This window comes from Thermorhabdus hydrogeniformans (genome assembly GCF_049310025.1).
Taxonomy (GTDB): domain Bacteria; phylum Bacillota; class Thermosediminibacteria; order Thermosediminibacterales; family Tepidanaerobacteraceae; genus JBJYKD01.
In genome coordinates this window covers 74,820-90,075 of the sequence record NZ_JBJYKD010000006.1, presented here as the reverse complement: position 1 = coordinate 90,075, position 15,256 = coordinate 74,820, and the positions used below count along the sequence as shown (strand labels likewise).

16 protein-coding genes are annotated in these 15,256 nt (G+C 44.1%); 2 read left to right on the top strand and 14 right to left on the bottom strand.

Annotated elements, in window-relative coordinates; all coding sequences use genetic code 11:
• Positions 1-12: 12 nt before the first annotated feature.
• The 3 genes from ACKX14_RS04530 to ACKX14_RS04520 form a co-directional block, all read right to left on the bottom strand.
• Complete coding sequence (locus ACKX14_RS04530; protein WP_422445092.1) at positions 13-726, bottom strand: GntR family transcriptional regulator; 714 nt, start codon at positions 724-726, stop codon at positions 13-15.
• A gap of 80 nt (positions 727-806) precedes the next feature.
• A complete protein-coding gene (locus ACKX14_RS04525; protein ID WP_422445090.1) occupies positions 807-1,616 on the bottom strand; it encodes a TRM11 family SAM-dependent methyltransferase in 810 nt (269 codons plus the stop codon).
• A 24-nt stretch (positions 1,617-1,640) separates the two neighbouring features.
• Positions 1,641-2,594, bottom strand: a complete 954-nt coding sequence (locus ACKX14_RS04520; protein ID WP_422445088.1) for a DNA adenine methylase — start codon at positions 2,592-2,594, stop codon at positions 1,641-1,643.
• A 215-nt stretch (positions 2,595-2,809) separates the two neighbouring features.
• Between ACKX14_RS04520 and ACKX14_RS04515 the strand changes: the two genes are divergently transcribed.
• Together ACKX14_RS04515 and ACKX14_RS04510 are read left to right on the top strand one after the other, a co-directional pair.
• On the top strand, positions 2,810-4,000 hold the full coding sequence (locus tag ACKX14_RS04515; protein WP_422445086.1) for a PDDEXK family nuclease: 1,191 nt from the start codon (positions 2,810-2,812) through the stop codon (positions 3,998-4,000).
• A gap of 224 nt (positions 4,001-4,224) precedes the next feature.
• Positions 4,225-4,527 carry an ArsR/SmtB family transcription factor gene (locus ACKX14_RS04510; protein WP_422445084.1) on the top strand — a complete coding sequence of 101 codons (303 nt, stop codon included), beginning with the start codon at positions 4,225-4,227 and terminating at the stop codon, positions 4,525-4,527.
• A 19-nt stretch (positions 4,528-4,546) separates the two neighbouring features.
• Here the strand turns inward: ACKX14_RS04510 and hemL are convergent, their stop codons facing one another.
• The 11 genes from hemL to cobI are packed head-to-tail and all read right to left on the bottom strand — an operon-like array spanning position 4,547 to position 15,208.
• On the bottom strand, positions 4,547-5,839 hold the full coding sequence (hemL, locus tag ACKX14_RS04505) for a glutamate-1-semialdehyde 2,1-aminomutase (RefSeq protein ID WP_422445082.1): 1,293 nt from the start codon (positions 5,837-5,839) through the stop codon (positions 4,547-4,549).
• A 5-nt stretch (positions 5,840-5,844) separates the two neighbouring features.
• A complete protein-coding gene (locus tag ACKX14_RS04500; RefSeq protein ID WP_422445080.1) occupies positions 5,845-6,435 on the bottom strand; it encodes a precorrin-2 dehydrogenase/sirohydrochlorin ferrochelatase family protein in 591 nt (196 codons plus the stop codon).
• Positions 6,417-7,391, bottom strand: coding sequence for a porphobilinogen synthase (gene hemB / locus ACKX14_RS04495; RefSeq protein ID WP_422445078.1), 975 nt, complete (start codon positions 7,389-7,391; stop codon positions 6,417-6,419). The genes ACKX14_RS04500 and hemB overlap by 19 nt, the downstream gene beginning before the upstream one ends.
• A 51-nt stretch (positions 7,392-7,442) precedes the next feature.
• On the bottom strand, positions 7,443-8,963 hold the full coding sequence (gene cobA / locus ACKX14_RS04490) for a uroporphyrinogen-III C-methyltransferase (RefSeq protein WP_422445076.1): 1,521 nt from the start codon (positions 8,961-8,963) through the stop codon (positions 7,443-7,445).
• Positions 8,963-9,874, bottom strand: coding sequence for a hydroxymethylbilane synthase (gene hemC / locus ACKX14_RS04485; protein ID WP_422445074.1), 912 nt, complete (start codon positions 9,872-9,874; stop codon positions 8,963-8,965). Before hemC ends, cobA begins: the two co-directional genes overlap by 1 nt.
• Entirely contained in the window at positions 9,867-11,132 is a 1,266-nt protein-coding gene (gene hemA / locus ACKX14_RS04480; protein ID WP_422445072.1) for a glutamyl-tRNA reductase, read from the bottom strand. The genes hemC and hemA overlap by 8 nt, the downstream gene beginning before the upstream one ends.
• Positions 11,122-11,880 (bottom strand): precorrin-6A reductase, encoded by a 759-nt coding sequence (gene cobK, locus ACKX14_RS04475; RefSeq protein ID WP_422445070.1) that lies wholly within the window; start codon positions 11,878-11,880, stop codon positions 11,122-11,124. The genes hemA and cobK overlap by 11 nt, the downstream gene beginning before the upstream one ends.
• Entirely contained in the window at positions 11,877-12,608 is a 732-nt protein-coding gene (gene cobJ / locus ACKX14_RS04470) for a precorrin-3B C(17)-methyltransferase (RefSeq protein WP_422445068.1), read from the bottom strand. Before cobJ ends, cobK begins: the two co-directional genes overlap by 4 nt.
• A gap of 42 nt (positions 12,609-12,650) precedes the next feature.
• Positions 12,651-13,733, bottom strand: coding sequence for a cobalt-precorrin 5A hydrolase (gene cbiG, locus ACKX14_RS04465; protein ID WP_422445066.1), 1,083 nt, complete (start codon positions 13,731-13,733; stop codon positions 12,651-12,653).
• A gap of 42 nt (positions 13,734-13,775) precedes the next feature.
• Positions 13,776-14,528: a precorrin-4 C(11)-methyltransferase gene (gene cobM, locus ACKX14_RS04460; RefSeq protein ID WP_422445064.1), complete on the bottom strand. Its 753-nt coding sequence runs from the start codon at positions 14,526-14,528 to the stop codon at positions 13,776-13,778.
• Entirely contained in the window at positions 14,525-15,208 is a 684-nt protein-coding gene (gene cobI / locus ACKX14_RS04455; protein ID WP_422445159.1) for a precorrin-2 C(20)-methyltransferase, read from the bottom strand. Before cobI ends, cobM begins: the two co-directional genes overlap by 4 nt.
• Positions 15,209-15,256: the final 48 nt, after the last annotated feature.

The following is a 15,256-nucleotide window of genomic DNA, read 5'->3' as shown; positions in this document are numbered from 1 at the left end:
ATATCACACGGATTACTTACGGTTCAGGTTTACAGTTATTTTAAACTGGTCGGACCTGTAATAGGATATTTCAAAATAGACCGGTTCTGCAGAGAAGTTCACGCTTTCCACCTTCAAAAGCGGAGTTGCCTTTTCCAGCTTCAGCAGATCCTCCAGAAAAGGCGTGGACATAGCAGCGGAGAAGCTGGTCTTTGACCATCTTATTTCCATGTCATAATCCATCTGCAAAAGGTTGTATAGCGAACCGGTAAGGTCTTTCTTTTCTATACCGGGGACAAATTTCCCCGGAATGTGAACCGTCTCGAGAGCCACAGGAAACCCGTCAGCTTTTCTCAGCCTCGTAATTTTGTATACTTCCTCTTCCGCCTCAATCCCCAGCATATCGGCAAGGCCCTCCGCAGGAATCTTCAAAAACTCTATCATTTCGGTCTCAGGCTTCATACCCCTGGCTGTTACCATCTCGGTAAAACTCATCAGACCTTCCTGCTCAATGCGGGGAATGGCCACAAAACTGCCCCTGCCCCTTTCCCTGACAATAACCCCTTCCAGCTCCAGTTCTTTGAGCGCCTGCCTCACCGTCATCCGGCTTATGCCGAAGCGTTCGCAGTATTCCCGTTCGGAGGGCAGGGCGTCCCCGGGCTTCAACCCCCGCTTTTCAATATCTTCCTTGATAAAATTTTTCAGTTGAAAATACACAGGTATGGGGCTTTTCTTATCTATCACCATCCGGCCCACCTCCATATAAATTATATCATATAGATGTATGGTTGTATAGATATGTTGAAAAAAATAAAAAGATATAGCTTTTATTCTAAACCTTTTATTACTATTTTCGTGCTATCTCTATATATCGATAAATCCTCATTTTTATCAGGTTTTCTAAATATAAAAAGATGTTCATGCATAATTAAATAAAAATCATATTTTTTTACTTTAAGTTTCCAAGGATTAGTTGTCGAACAATTATGCTGTATCTTTATTATGTCCTCTTTCAGGATAAATCCCTGCCTGAAAAATCTTTCTAATACAAAAAAAGAAAGTGGAACATAGTGCTTTTTTCTTCGAGTATCTCCTATTAAAATACAGCAGTATTTATTTGGTTTTAACACACGATAAAATTCCTTTATAGCAATCTCAAACTCATCACAAAACTCTTGAATACTTGATATGTTAGATAAATCACCCTTTATTCTTCCATTTGAATATTTTATTATATTTGCATATGGCGGGTGAGTGATTATCAAGTCGATACTTTGTGATTTAATATTGTACAAATTCAGAGCGTTGCCGACATAAACTTTTTGAACAGAATTGTTATCCACATGAAAATTCAAATTTTTCTTGGTCAATTCAACAAAATCAGGGTTAATATCTATACCTATTGCATTCCTATTCAACAATTTAGCTTCAATTAAAGTTGTCCCGCCACCTACCATTGGATCCAGTATGATATCACCGGGACTGGAATACTTTAGTATTAAGTTTCTTGGAATCTGAGGGGCAAAGTTGCCTCTAAAACTTGAATTATGAGTACACCATTTTCCTCTTTCAGGAAACGACCATACAGTGGTGCTTTCCAGTTCAAAATCGTTTAAGTTTCCAGCAGAAATTTTCATAATCAATCACCGGTGGCAAATTTTTCAATAATTAGTTATTATGAGTTCGCTAATCCCTCCTCTTTTTGTTGCATCACAGTTTATCATTCGAGATGCCTTGATCTTAAATATGTTAAAACCAGAATATAAGTCTTCAAAAAAATTGTCCTGTGGATCTTCATTTTTTGGATCTGAATTGCTTAACATCAACTTTGCCCCTTTAGCATCCATTTCTTTATAAATCCTTGCCAATCTTCTCTGGGCTTCATCATCAAAGTTATCTTTTGAATAAGACGTAAAGTTGGCAGTTTGACTAATGGGTCTATATGGAGGGTCTAAATACACAAATGTACTTTTATCTACATAAGTAAAACACTTTTCAAAATCACCTTGTAAAACAACTGCCTTTTGAAGACACTTATTTACAGCCAATAAATTTTTTTCATCACAAATTTTAGGATTTTTGTATCTACCAAAAGGAACATTAAACTCTCCTTTTGAATTGACTCTAAATAAGCCATTGAAGCATGTCCTGTTTAAAAATATAACATACGCTGCTCTTTTTATCCAATTGACATCGTATTCACTAAAATTAAATTTGGCCTTTTCTTTGTTAAAATCTCTCCTTATTTTATAATAAAATTCTCTTCTTTTTTCTACAGAAAGTGAAAGATAGATATTTTCTAGACATTTTAACTGTTGAAGCAACTCGTGAACATCATTCTGGATTACCTTATATGTCAGGATCAGTTCTTCATTTATATCAATCAAATAAAACTCATCAACATCATAATTTTGCACTATGTGAAAAAATACAGCCCCTCCTCCCAGAAAAGGCTCTACATATCTTTTGATTTTTCCGCTTGCTAATTCCTTGGGAAAGTACTGTTTAAATGTGTCCAATAACTGTCCTTTCCCTCCGGCCCATTTTAAAAAGGGTTTTGCTTTAATTGCTTCATTTTCCGCATGTTTTGTTACAACTGATTGTCTAGTTAACATTATTATCTCTCCAAAAATACTTTTTATAAAAACATTAGTTCGACATTTTTTTATAAAGTCCTTCTCCATTAATATAATTCTATCCCACAAGTTTTTTCAACAGGTGACCTTGACAAAATAAAACTTCTTTGAAGGAATTACTTATTTCCAAATAGAATAAATAAAATAAAGTTGTTGCGCAATAAAAAATTCTAATATAGAAAAGGAGCATCATTATGGGTGGTTATTTAATCTCGCTGGATAGTCTGGACACTCTGGAATTATATATTAAAAATGGTTTTTATGGAACAAAAATAAAGTATCCAAAAAACGGGCAGTGGTCCCCAGCCCACGAGTATACTCTGGCAGATTATTGTTCTATGAAAGAAGGGGAATTTATTTTTTTCTTTATAAAAAGAATAATTTACGGCGTAGGAAAAATCGTATCATTGAATAAAGAATTAACCACTAAACCTGTGGCATTATGCAATTACCCCAAATCTTACTTTGCCGGCGAGCGCGGCAAAAATAAGGCTCTTCTCTGGAATGAAAATGTTCCAGCCGATTATGATATCCGCTGGGTTGTGTTTTATAAGCCGGCCCCCCATTTTTTTAAAAAGGGCCTTGATATGGACGAAGTACTAATGAGTGATAGGAGTAACATGGTTAGATCTCTGAGAACCTTCCAGGGTCTTAGTTTTATTAAAATGGATACTACAGAATGCAATTTTATTTTGCAATTACTAATTCGAAAAAATCTAGATTGCTGGGATAATCCTGATGAAAATGATATATTTTATTCCGCACCTGAAGACTACCATCATTATATCAATGAAAGTTATAACCTGGCGGAATATCAAATAGATGTTGATGAATTAATTTCAAAATTTATTCAAGATGATAAAATAAAGCATGAAGCAATATTACAAACCTGGCTTGTTTCAAAATTAACTCATGACCCCACTTCGGTATCAAACATATTTAGTGGACCATGGAACTATATAGCAAATCAAGTTTCCGCATCACCATATAAGCCAATAACTTATATGGATAAAATTGATATATTCGGGATTAAAGAAAAACCAGTTTATCCTTTTGCCAGTCCTATTGCCTCTGAATATTTAATTATAGAAGTTAAAAAAGACTTTATAACTTCTGTAGAAAGCATGGAAATAAATCCCATTGGCCAATTAATGAAATATGTAGATTGGGTGGCTTATAACACAGCCGGTGGAGATTACAATCTCATAAAAGCTTATTTAATCGCAAACGGATTTTCCCAAAATATTATAAATCTTACAAAAGAAATTGGAAAAAGGCAATTTGTTCTACCTCGCAGACCTTATTTGTCAGGTTTGTGGCAAAATATACATCTGGTTTCTTATATAATTAACAATAAATCCATCCAGCTTAAAAAAATATTATGATAAACTCAGCTTTTACTGAAAAATGCGAATATATGTCTGTGCACTAATGCGCAAATAAGGCCAACCTTATCCCATCCCCTTTCATCTAACAGTCATATGGCTTGTATAGTCTCTGGGGCGCTATTCAATTTTCTGTAAAGTTAAAAGATATAAATATGCGTTTGACAACAGGGCCGTTTATATCATAATATTTATATATAAGATTTTCTTTCGGGAGGTTGAAAATGGACGGTGAATATAAAAACAAACTTATCAAAACCGCGGAGATTTTAAAAGCCCTTGGCCACCCGGCGAGATTGTGCATTGTCTGCCGGCTGATGTCGAAAGACTGCAACGTCTCCAAAATGCAGAGCTGCCTGGAACTGCCTCAGTCGACGGTATCACAGCACCTGGCGATCCTCAAGTCCAAAGGCATTATTGAAGGAAGAAGAAACGGCGTAGAGGTGATTTACTCCATCGCCAATGAAGACGCTAAAAAGATAATAAAGGCCCTTTTTGAACCGGGAGAAATACCCGAAATGGAATAACTGCGGGGGATACCGTTATTTATTTTAACGCCCCCGCAGCTTTATAAGCAGCTTCTATCGTCCTGTCAATATCCTCGTCAGAATGGGCATAAGACAGGAAGAACGTCTCAAATTGGGCGGGAGGTAGATAAATGCCCTGTTTCAGCATTTCCCTGAAATATGCGGCGTATAAATTGGTATTGGATTTTATCGCCGAATCATAGTCATAGACACCCCCGCCGTTAAAGAACACGGTCATCATGCTGCCCACCCTGTTTATGGTAACCGGTATTTCAAAATGTTCCATGGTTTCCTTTAATCCCCTGCAGAGCTTTTCCGCCCTTCTTTCAAGTTCTTCGTATATACCGGGATTTTCCGACAGGATTTTTAGTGTGGCATAGCCCGCCGCCATAGCCAGCGGATTGCCGGACAGAGTCCCGGCCTGGTATACGGGGCCATCGGGTGAAACATACCTCATGATTTCCTCTTTTCCACCGTAAGCGCCAACCGGCAGCCCACCACCTATGATCTTCCCCAGTGCGGTAATGTCGGGGGTTATTCCCAATAACCCCTGAGCACCGGAAAAGGAAACCCTAAAGCCCGTAATGACTTCATCGAATATCAGCAGTGCACCGTATTTTAATGTCAGTTCCCGCAGGGCTTTTAAAAAATTTTCTCCCGGCGGTACGGTGCCCATATTTCCCGCTACGGGTTCTACTATGACAGCGGCAATAGCCTCACCGTACCTGTCGAAGATTGTCTTTATCATTTCCGTATTATTGTATTCAGAAACAATGGTGTCTTTTGCCGTCTCCTTTGTAACCCCGGCCGAATCGGGAACCCCGAAAGTCAGCGCTCCCGAACCCGCTTTGATTAAGAGACCGTCGAAATGGCCGTGATAGCAGCCCGCAAATTTCACTATAAGATTCCTTCCTGTATAACCCCTTGCAAGTCTAATGGCGCTCATGGTGGCTTCGGTACCGGAATTAACCATTCTAATAACTTCAACGGAGGGCAACGCCCGTTTTATCTTTTCCGCCATCAACACCTCCAGTTCTGTACATGCTCCGAAGCTCGTCCCCATCTCCGACTGTTTTTTTACGGCAGATACCACATCAGGATGGGCATGCCCCAAAATGAGCGCCCCCCAGGAAAGTACGTAATCTATGTAATCATTGCCGTCTTCATCCCACAAATGACTTCCCCGCCCTCTTTTTATAAAAACGGGATTCATGCCCACCGACCTGAATGCCCGCACCGGGCTGTTCACACCACCGGGCATAACCCTTTTTGCCCTCATGAAAAGTTCTTCCGACTTCATATTGTCACGCATTTTTATTATCCTCCATTTTTAAAAAAATTTTTTAATTCGCTATCCTCGATTATTTCTCTATATATTTTCAGTTTTTCTTGTGAGGGAAGTTCCTTTTCTTTTGCCCTTTCTCTCGCTTCTTCCAATTTTTTTAGCAGTCGTTCACACTCAGCGGGTAAAATTTCTTCCAGCTTCCGCCTTAGCATTTTTGATAAAAGAGGACTCTTCCCGCCGGTAGAAATGGCAACCGTGAGGTCCCCCCTCCTTATAACGGAAGGCATTATGAAAGAAGAAAGTTCCCTGCTGTCAACCACATTTACCGGCACCCCTTCCGCGCCGGCTTCTTGGGCTATAAGTTTATTTACATCTCGATCATCCGATGCGGCCACGACGATAAAATAACCCCTCAGGTCACTTTTAATGTAGTTTCTCCGAATTAACCTTATGCGGGACTCCTCCCAGAGCTTCAGTATACTCTCGTTAACCACCGGAGCTATGACGGTAACAATCGCTCCACACTCCAGCAGGGATAGCACTTTGCGGTGAGCCACCGACCCGCCGCCCACCACAAGGCACCTTTTGCCTTGTATATTCAGCATCACAGGGTAGTAAGCCATGCCGCCACATCCCTTGCAAAATAGGTTATTATCAAACTGGCTCCCGCTCTTTTTATCGATGTCAGGATTTCCATAGCGGCGGCCTTTTCATCAAGCCCCCCTGTCTTCGCCGCGGCCTTCACCATAGCATACTCGCCGCTCACATTGTAGGCCGCCACGGGGATGTTGAAACTTTCCTTTACCCGCCTTATTATATCAAGATACGACAGGGCGGGCTTTACCATCACTATGTCGGCACCTTCTTCAATGTCGAGCTCAATTTCCCTCATGGCCTCATCGGAGTTGGCGGGGTCCATCTGATACGTTTTCCTGTCCCCGAATTTCGGAGCGGATTCGGCGGCCTCCCGGAAAGGGCCGAAAAAAGCTGAAGCGTATTTTGCGCTGTAGGCCATTATCGAAACATTTGTATAACCTTCTTCATCAAGCAGTTTTCTTATGGCGCCTACCCGCCCGTCCATCATGTCCGAAGGGGCCACCATATCGGCTCCTGCTCTTGCATGGGAAAGGGCCGTTTTTGCAATAAGTTCCGCGGTTTTGTCGTTTACCACATAGCCCTTCTCAACTATTCCGCAATGGCCGTGACTGGTATAGCCGCACATGCAAACATCGGTTATAACAAACATGGAAGGCACGGCATCTTTCACGGTCTTTATGGCCCTTTGCACGATGCCGTCATCGGCATATGCCTCGCTTCCCACTTCATCCTTAACGGCCGGCACGCCGAAGAGGAGAACCGCCGGTATACCGAGGCTGTAAATTTCTTTTACCTCTTCCACCAGTGTATCTATGGAAAAGCGGTACACCCCGGGCATAGAATTTATTTCCTGCTTAACCTTTTTCCCATGCACCACAAAAAGAGGATATATGAGGTCCTTCACATCGATCCTCGTCTCTCGCACCATATCCCTTATGGCACCATTCAATCTAAGTCTCCTTGGCCTTTTGATAAACTCCATTTCATCCACCTTCTCCCGTATTGCTCAAAGTTGCGGTTTAAAAATGCCAGTTTAAAGATTTTTATATTCCAGTATCTCTCTTATGACACCTTCCAGCGTATGCTCCCGTGGTATTACATCAACCCTGTACCCTTCACCTTCAATGGCCTTTTTTGTGGTGGGGCCTATGGCGGCGATGATAGATTTGCTGATTTTCCCAATGCTCTCCCCGGCTATCTCTTTCATATAGTAAAAAGTGGACGGGCTTGTAAATATGACAATATCGATGCCTTTTTCAAATTCCTCGAGGAACCGCCCCCTGATTTCATAATTGGGCCGGTTTTTATAGGCGATTATCTTCCGCGGCTTCAAGCCAAGCCGTTCTAAACCACTCATCAGGTCCTTACCCCCGATGTCGGAGGTGACTACGGCAGCGTTCTTTCCAATTTTTTCTTCTTTAATTACATCAAGGAGGGCATTTGATGTAAATTCCCGGGGCACAATATCCGGGTAAATTAGCATTTCTTCCAGTTTTTCCTTTGTCTTGGAACCCACTGCCGCTATCCTGATATTGTCTAATTTCCTGACATCAAATCTTTTTTCCCGCATAGCCCTGCTAAAGCTTTCCACACCGTTTTTGCTGGTAAATATAAGGATATCGTAATTTACAATTTCATCGAGCAGTCTTTCTATATTATCAAGGACATGTATTATTTTTAAGGCGGGACAATGTATGACCTCTGCTCCTTCGTGTATTAAAGCGGCTACAGGATCATTTCTGATAAAACCTTCTTCCCATTCCTCCCGCTCGTCCATGCCGGTTATAAGAATCCTTTTCCCGAAAAGTTTTTTTGTCTCGTACCAGTTAAGATCCTGCCTTAAGTTTACTACATCGCCCATAACCATAACCGCAGGGCTTTTTATGCCGTTTTTTCTTGCCTTTTCAGAAATATCCGCAAGGCTTCCAACTACCACCCTCTGGGCCGGGGTCGTGCCATTCATTATGACGGCAGCCGGAGCGGCGGCGGATTTGCCGTATTTTAGGAGGCTTTTGGTAATAAAATCCATATTTTTTACGCCCATCAAAAATACCAGGGTGCCGTTTAACTTTGAAATAGCTTCCCAGTCGGGGTTATCCTCCCTGGCTCCGGCTTCATGGCCGGTGAATACGTGAAAGGAGGAGGCAAAATCCCGGTGGGTTAAAGGTATCCCCGCATACGCCGAGACGGAGACCGCAGAGGTAACGCCAGGTATTACCTCGAAGGGTATCCCTTTTTCTTTTAAGAACAACGCTTCCTCTCCCCCCCTGCCGAACACGAAGGGGTCCCCTCCCTTCAGCCGGGCTACCGTCCTTCCCTCCCCGGCTTTTTCTGCCAAAATTCCGTTTATCATCTCCTGAGGCACCGGATGATGTCCGGGCATTTTACCCACGTCGATAAGTTCGGCCCCAGGCCGGGCAAGCTTTAATATTTCATAATTTATCAATCTATCGAAGACTATAGTATCGGCTCTTTTTAAGGCACCTACGGCTTTCAACGTCAGGAGACCAGGGTCGCCGGGCCCTGCTCCGATGAGGTATACCTTTCCTTTCATCACAGCTCACCCAATTCTCTCGCAAGTTTTGCGCCCGCTTTTTCTGCAAGAGATACATCCTGCGATATGCTGCCCTTTTTTATCGTCCCATCTTTTTCTACCATTCCGATCAAATTCAGGGTGTTCCCATCCACTTCGGCGTAAGCCCCTATAGGGATTTTGCAGCTCCCCCCGAGGGCCTGCATGAAGGCCCTTTCGGCCCTCACCGCGCTTTCCGTACCGGCGTCGTTTATGCACCGGATATATTCGCTCAATTCATCGTCTATACGGGTCTCTACGGCAAGAGCCCCCTGGCCTACAGCCGGTACCATCATCTCCGGGGTAAAATACTCCGTAATAACCTCCTCCATGCCCAGCCGCTTTATCCCCGCCGCCGCCAGCACGATTCCGTCCAGGCCCAGTTCCCGCATTTTTCTTATTCTGGTAAGGACGTTTCCCCTGATGGGCAATATCTCTACATCGGGCCTCATGGCTTTTAGCTGGACGGCCCTCCTTAAACTGGAGGTGCCTATCCGGGCCCCGGTCGCCAGTTCCGAAAATCTCACCCCGTTCATCGATATAAAGACATCCCTCGGGTCCTCTCTTTTAGTGACAGCCGAGATATGAAGCCCCTCCGGCAGCTCCGACGGCACATCCTTCATGCTGTGCACCGCCATGTCTACGGCGCCGGAAAGCAGCGCTTCCTCAATTTCCTTTACAAAGAGCCCTTTTCCACCGAGTTCGCCCAAATCAGCGTTGAGAAACTTATCTCCCCGGGTCTTTATTCTTACTATTTCAAACTCCCAATGGGGATAATGTCTTTTTAATTGTTCTATGACAATATCAGTCTGTATTAAAGCCAGTTTGCTTTCCCTGCTTCCCGCCCGTAAAAGTCTTTTCGTTATAATCGCCCCCCGGTAAAAATTAATCAAATATTGTATTTCCGTTTGCGGATTCAAAAACTTTGAGCACCGATGGATCGAGCTTACCTGCCTCTGCCAGGGCTTTTAATCCCATTAAATAACGGTTCACGATTTTGGCGCCAACTCTCTCCAGGGAGTATTTTATTTGCTGCCTCTCCCTTTCCTCGATGCCTGTCAGTTTATTTATAACCCTTTCGTATTCTGCATGGCAGACATTTGCCGCATAATCATTTAGATGTCTAATAGCCGGAACTATCAGGAGAGCATTATGCCATTTTACGAAATCCGCCACCGCTTCATTCACCATATTCTCTATTACGGCAATCTGCTTTTCCCTTTTTTTTCTGTTCTCCTCTGACGCGTTTTTCAGATCATCGATGGTATACAAGGCGATTCCTTCTATTTCACCTATCCTGGGATCGATGTCCCTCGGTAGTGCGATATCCACCATGCATATTTTTCTTCCGTTGAAGCTCGCCTTGAATTTATCATAATCTACCGTATAATGCGGGGCATCGGTGGCACTTATTACGATATCGCTTTGAGCTATTTTTTCATATTTTTGTTCCCAGGGAATCACCTGAATTGCCGGCATCTCCCGTTTTAAATCTATTACTTTGGAATAAGTCCTGTTGGAAACAAAAACATTTTTGATTCCTTTTTCCAGAAGGTATTTGATAACAAGTCTCCCCATCTCTCCGGTACCGATTACATAGGCCGTTTTATCGCCCAAATCTATAAATACTTCCTGGATAAATTTAACCGCAATGTAACTTATGGACAGCGGGTGGTCCGTTATATGTGTCTCTGCTCTTGCCCGCTTGCCGAGTGTCACGGCATCTCGAAACAGTTTGTTCAAAATTTTACCGGAGCTCCCCGTGTCCCTGGCCAAATCCCCCGCTTCCTTTACCTGCCCCAGGATCTGGTCCTCCCCCAATACCATCGACTCCAGTCCGCAGGCCACCCTGAAGAGGTGTTCCACCGCATCACACCCCCGTAAGGTAAAAAGATACGGCTTTAATACATTTTCGCTTACTTCAAAAAATTCGCTGAAAAACTTTCTCACAGTGCCGTCATACGAAGCGGCGGATATAAAATAAATCTCACTTCTGTGACACGTGGAAAGCACAGCAGCTTCTGAAATCCCTTCCATCTCCTTTATCTCTTTCAGGGCATCAACCGCTTTTTTTCCAAAAGATACCTTTTCTCTTACATCTACGGGAGCCCTCCGGTCGATTCCAACAATGTACAGGTGATTAAGCCCCATTTTTAAAATCCATCTCCTTTAAAAGAGCCGTTATATCTTTTACCACAACCGGGTAATCCACCCGCGGCCTTTCTATCAATACAACCGGAATATCGAGTCTTTCGGCGGCCTCCAGTTTTTCAAAAACTCCTCCCTGAGCACCGCTGTCTTTTGTTACGACGACATCCGCGCGAAAGTCCCTGAACATGTAATAATTCATCTCAACGCTAAAAGGCCCCTGCACGGCTATTATTTCTTTTGGCAAAAGCCCAAGTTCTTCGCATCTTTTCAATACACCGCTTTCCGGGAGAACCCGGGCGATAATTTTTTTACCCCGGGCCTTCAGTTTTATGAATTTGTCCAGATTTTTGCTACCGATGGCCAAAAAGATGCGGTTAAATTTTTCAAGCTTCTGTGCTGCTTCATCAAAATCTTTCGTGTGTATGATTTTGGAAGAATAAATCCGATGGATACCTTCCCGTTCATATCTTATGTACTTTATTTTTGTACTCCGGCACGCTTCGATGGCGTTAAGGCTTGCGTCCTTTGCGAAGGGGTGAGTGGCATCGATGACCACTTTTATGCCGTTTTCCTCGATGAATTCTTTCATAGCCTGGGTATCCAACGGGCCCGTTTGCACGTGTACACCTTTATCAAAAAGCCTTTCTCCATATTTTGTAACCGTGCTGGCTATAACGGAAAAGCCCATGGATGACAGGCTTTCGGCTATTGTCCTCCCTTCTTTCGTGCCCGCCAGCACCAGTATCATAGGGCATATCCCCTCGGTGTTATCATTTTCCCTTTTTCGGTAAAGGTGTCTTTATTGCCCACAATGATAACAGTAGTCATATCCACCTCGTACTTTAACATATCACAGAGGCTTGTAATAATCACCGTTTCCCCCTCTCTTGACGCGTTCTTCACTATGCCTGCGGGAGTGCGGGGACTTTTATACCTCATCATAATTTCCCAGGCCCTGGAAAGGTTCCCCTTTCGCTCACGGCTCTGGGGATTATACAGAACCATCACAAAGTCTCCTTTTGCCGCAAATTGGATTCTTTTTTCGATAACCGGCCATGGTGTGAGATGGTCGGATAAACTAATTACAGCAAAATCATGCATAAGCGGCGCCCCAAGCACTGAAGCCGCGGAGTTGGCGGCACTCACGCCGGGTATGACTTCAATATCGAAATCCCCGCCGTTTTTTCTGACCATTTCGAATAACAGGCCTGCCATGCCGTATATTCCAGGATCTCCTCCGCTCACGAGACACACGTTCCTTCCCCGTCCGGCTAACTCAAGAGCTTTTTTGCACCTTTCGACCTCCTGTCGCATGCCTGTGGAAATTATTTCCTTGCTTTCGAGCAGATGTTTTATGAAATTTATATAGGTGATGTAGCCGATGACTGCATCGCATTCTTTCAGGGCGTTCAGTGCCCTTACGGTCATGTCGCCGTAGCTTCCCGGCCCGATCCCCACAACCTTTATCCAGCCCATATAATCCTCCCTGTCTCAATTTTTAAAAAGGACGCCCCGTGTTTATTGCCGCTCATCTTCAATAAAGGCTTTTTTATATACAGCAAGGGTTACCCCGGCCCCCCTGAAGTAGCCTAACTCCTCGCCACATCCACTTGCCAGGTACCCCGAAGGCCTTGCAACCGAGCCCACGCCGACGGTCTCCTTTACGAAAGAAGACATTGGGAATTGATTTTCCACTTCCGCAAGATTTTTTATGCTGTAAAATTGCAAAGGCGCGTTGAAGTATTGCGCAAGTTTTTCTATGCATTCCTCCCCCCGTTTTATATCGATGGTAGAAATATATCCGACGCTATTTTGGCTTAAATTAAGCTTACCCAGGGCGCTTTTAGCTAACATCAGCGTTTCTTCACAGGCTGCCCCCCTCTTTGCTCCGACGCCGAGCACCGTGCGCCGGGGCCTTAAAATTACGTGAGGGATTCCCGGCGGTTTTATATTAAAGTCGGTTATATAAACACAGGCGGCGGCATCCGCCGGCACTTCATTACAGAATACGGCCTTTGCCCCCTTGAATTTTTCTTTTATTTTATCTACGGGAAATCCCCTTTCCACCACAAATGCCACCTTTTCCCCATTAACGAGACAGGAGCTTATCTTTTTTAGTTCGGCAAAATTTTCGACGTAAAGCCCCAGTCTCTCGGCCATTACATCAATGCCCTCAAAACCCGAAACATCGCTGGCTGTGGTTATCACCGGAGTGGCCCCCAGGATCTTAGCGACCGTGCGGGCCAGGTCGTTGGCCCCTCCCAGGTGGCCGGAAAGGAGGCTTACGGAAAAGCCGCCCTTTTCGTCCACCACCACGACGGCGGGATCCACCAGTTTTCCCCTTAATACCCCGGCGATGGCCCTAACCGCAATTCCCGCCGCAGTCACGAATACGATTCCTTCATACTTGTTAAAAATGTTGTGGACGAAATCGATAAAGTTGCCTTCTATTTGAAATGTTCGCCCGCTTTTTGAGCGCCGGTTTTGATCCACCGGGTTTAAAAATCTTGCCGGGATATAAAGATCGCAGCCTAAAGCTTCCCGTATTTTCCCACCTATGATGCAACCGTTTTTAGTTACGGCTATTGCCGCTATTTTCACATTCAGTTCCTCCTTAAAACTTTACAACCTCTATCCAATCTTTCACACACCGCCCGCCCTGAAACCGTGGGTGAAGGTTGAATCATACAGCTTCGAAAATTCAAACCGGTCGCCCAAAAAATCCCCCACAAGGATGACGGCAGTCTTGCTTATTTTACGTTCTCTAACCTTTTTAGCTATATCGGCCAAAGGGGCTGTTATAACCTCCTGGTCTTCCCAGGTGGCCTTATACACCACCGCCGCCGGGGTATCCTCACCATACGATTCTTTTAGATCTGCCGCGATTTTTTCTATTTTATCCACGCTCAAAAACACGGCCATAGTGGCCCTGTGTTGTGCAAGTGACTTTATATTTTCCCTTTCTGGAACGGGCGTTTTGCCCGCCGCCCTGGTTATTATGACGGTCTGGCTTATCTCCGGCACCGTCAGCTCCCTTTTCAACACCGCTGCGGCGGCGGTAAAGGAGCTTACTCCCGGGACCACTTCGTAGGGTATGCCGAGATTCTTAAGTCTTTCCATCTGCTCCCTTATGGCCCCGTAGATAGAAGGATCTCCGGTATGAATCCTTGCCACATCCAGCCCTTCTTCATGGGCCTTTTTTATGACATTTATTATGGCCTCCAGGTCCATCCCGGAGCTGTCGTATATCACCGCATCCTTCTTTGCATACTTAATTACTTCGGGATTTACTAAGGATCCGGCGTAAATTATCACCTTACAGCTTTTGATGAGTTTCATGCCTTTTACAGTAATGAGTTCCGGATCTCCGGGACCGGCACCGATAAAATAAATCACGAGCCCACCTTCTTCCCGATGATCAGAGAAAGATAATCGATTTTTCCGCCCCTGTATTTTTCAAGATCAAAGGTTACCTCTTCCTCCTGGTGTCCGCACCTTATGATAAGCCCCGCCGTAAATCCTTTTTCCTGCAGCAAATCGGCTATTTGAACGTAATTCCGGGATACCTTCATCAAGACCACATTGTCAAAATCGGAAAGGGCGCGTTCCACAATCTGGAGATCTCCTGCCGGCACCACCGCAAAGGGCTCTTTCCCTTCGGCTATGGGCAAATTGAGCCTGGCTGCCGCCGCCGAAAAGGAGGTTATGCCCGGAATCGTCGCAACTTCAAAATCCTTGAGCCTTTTTAAAATATATATATAGCTGCTGTAAATCATGGGGTCGCCCAGGGTTATAAAAGCCACATCTTTGCCCCCGTAAAGCAGTTCTTTTATCTTTTTAACATTTTCGTCCCATACCGGTTCAAGGGCTTCCTTTTCATAGATCATTGGAAACTCCAGTTTAAACACTTCTCCTCTGATATAGGGTTTTGCGATTTTGAGGGCGATACTTTCGCCCTTTCCGCGAGGAGCGATTACGGCATCCACCTGTTCCAGAATCCTTATCGCCTTAAGTGTAATGAGCTCCGGGTCCCCCGGGCCGACTCCTATTCCATAGAATTTTCCAGTTTTAGATATCAAACCGTACCTCCCCCAATTCAAACTGAACACCATGCTAATTTTTGT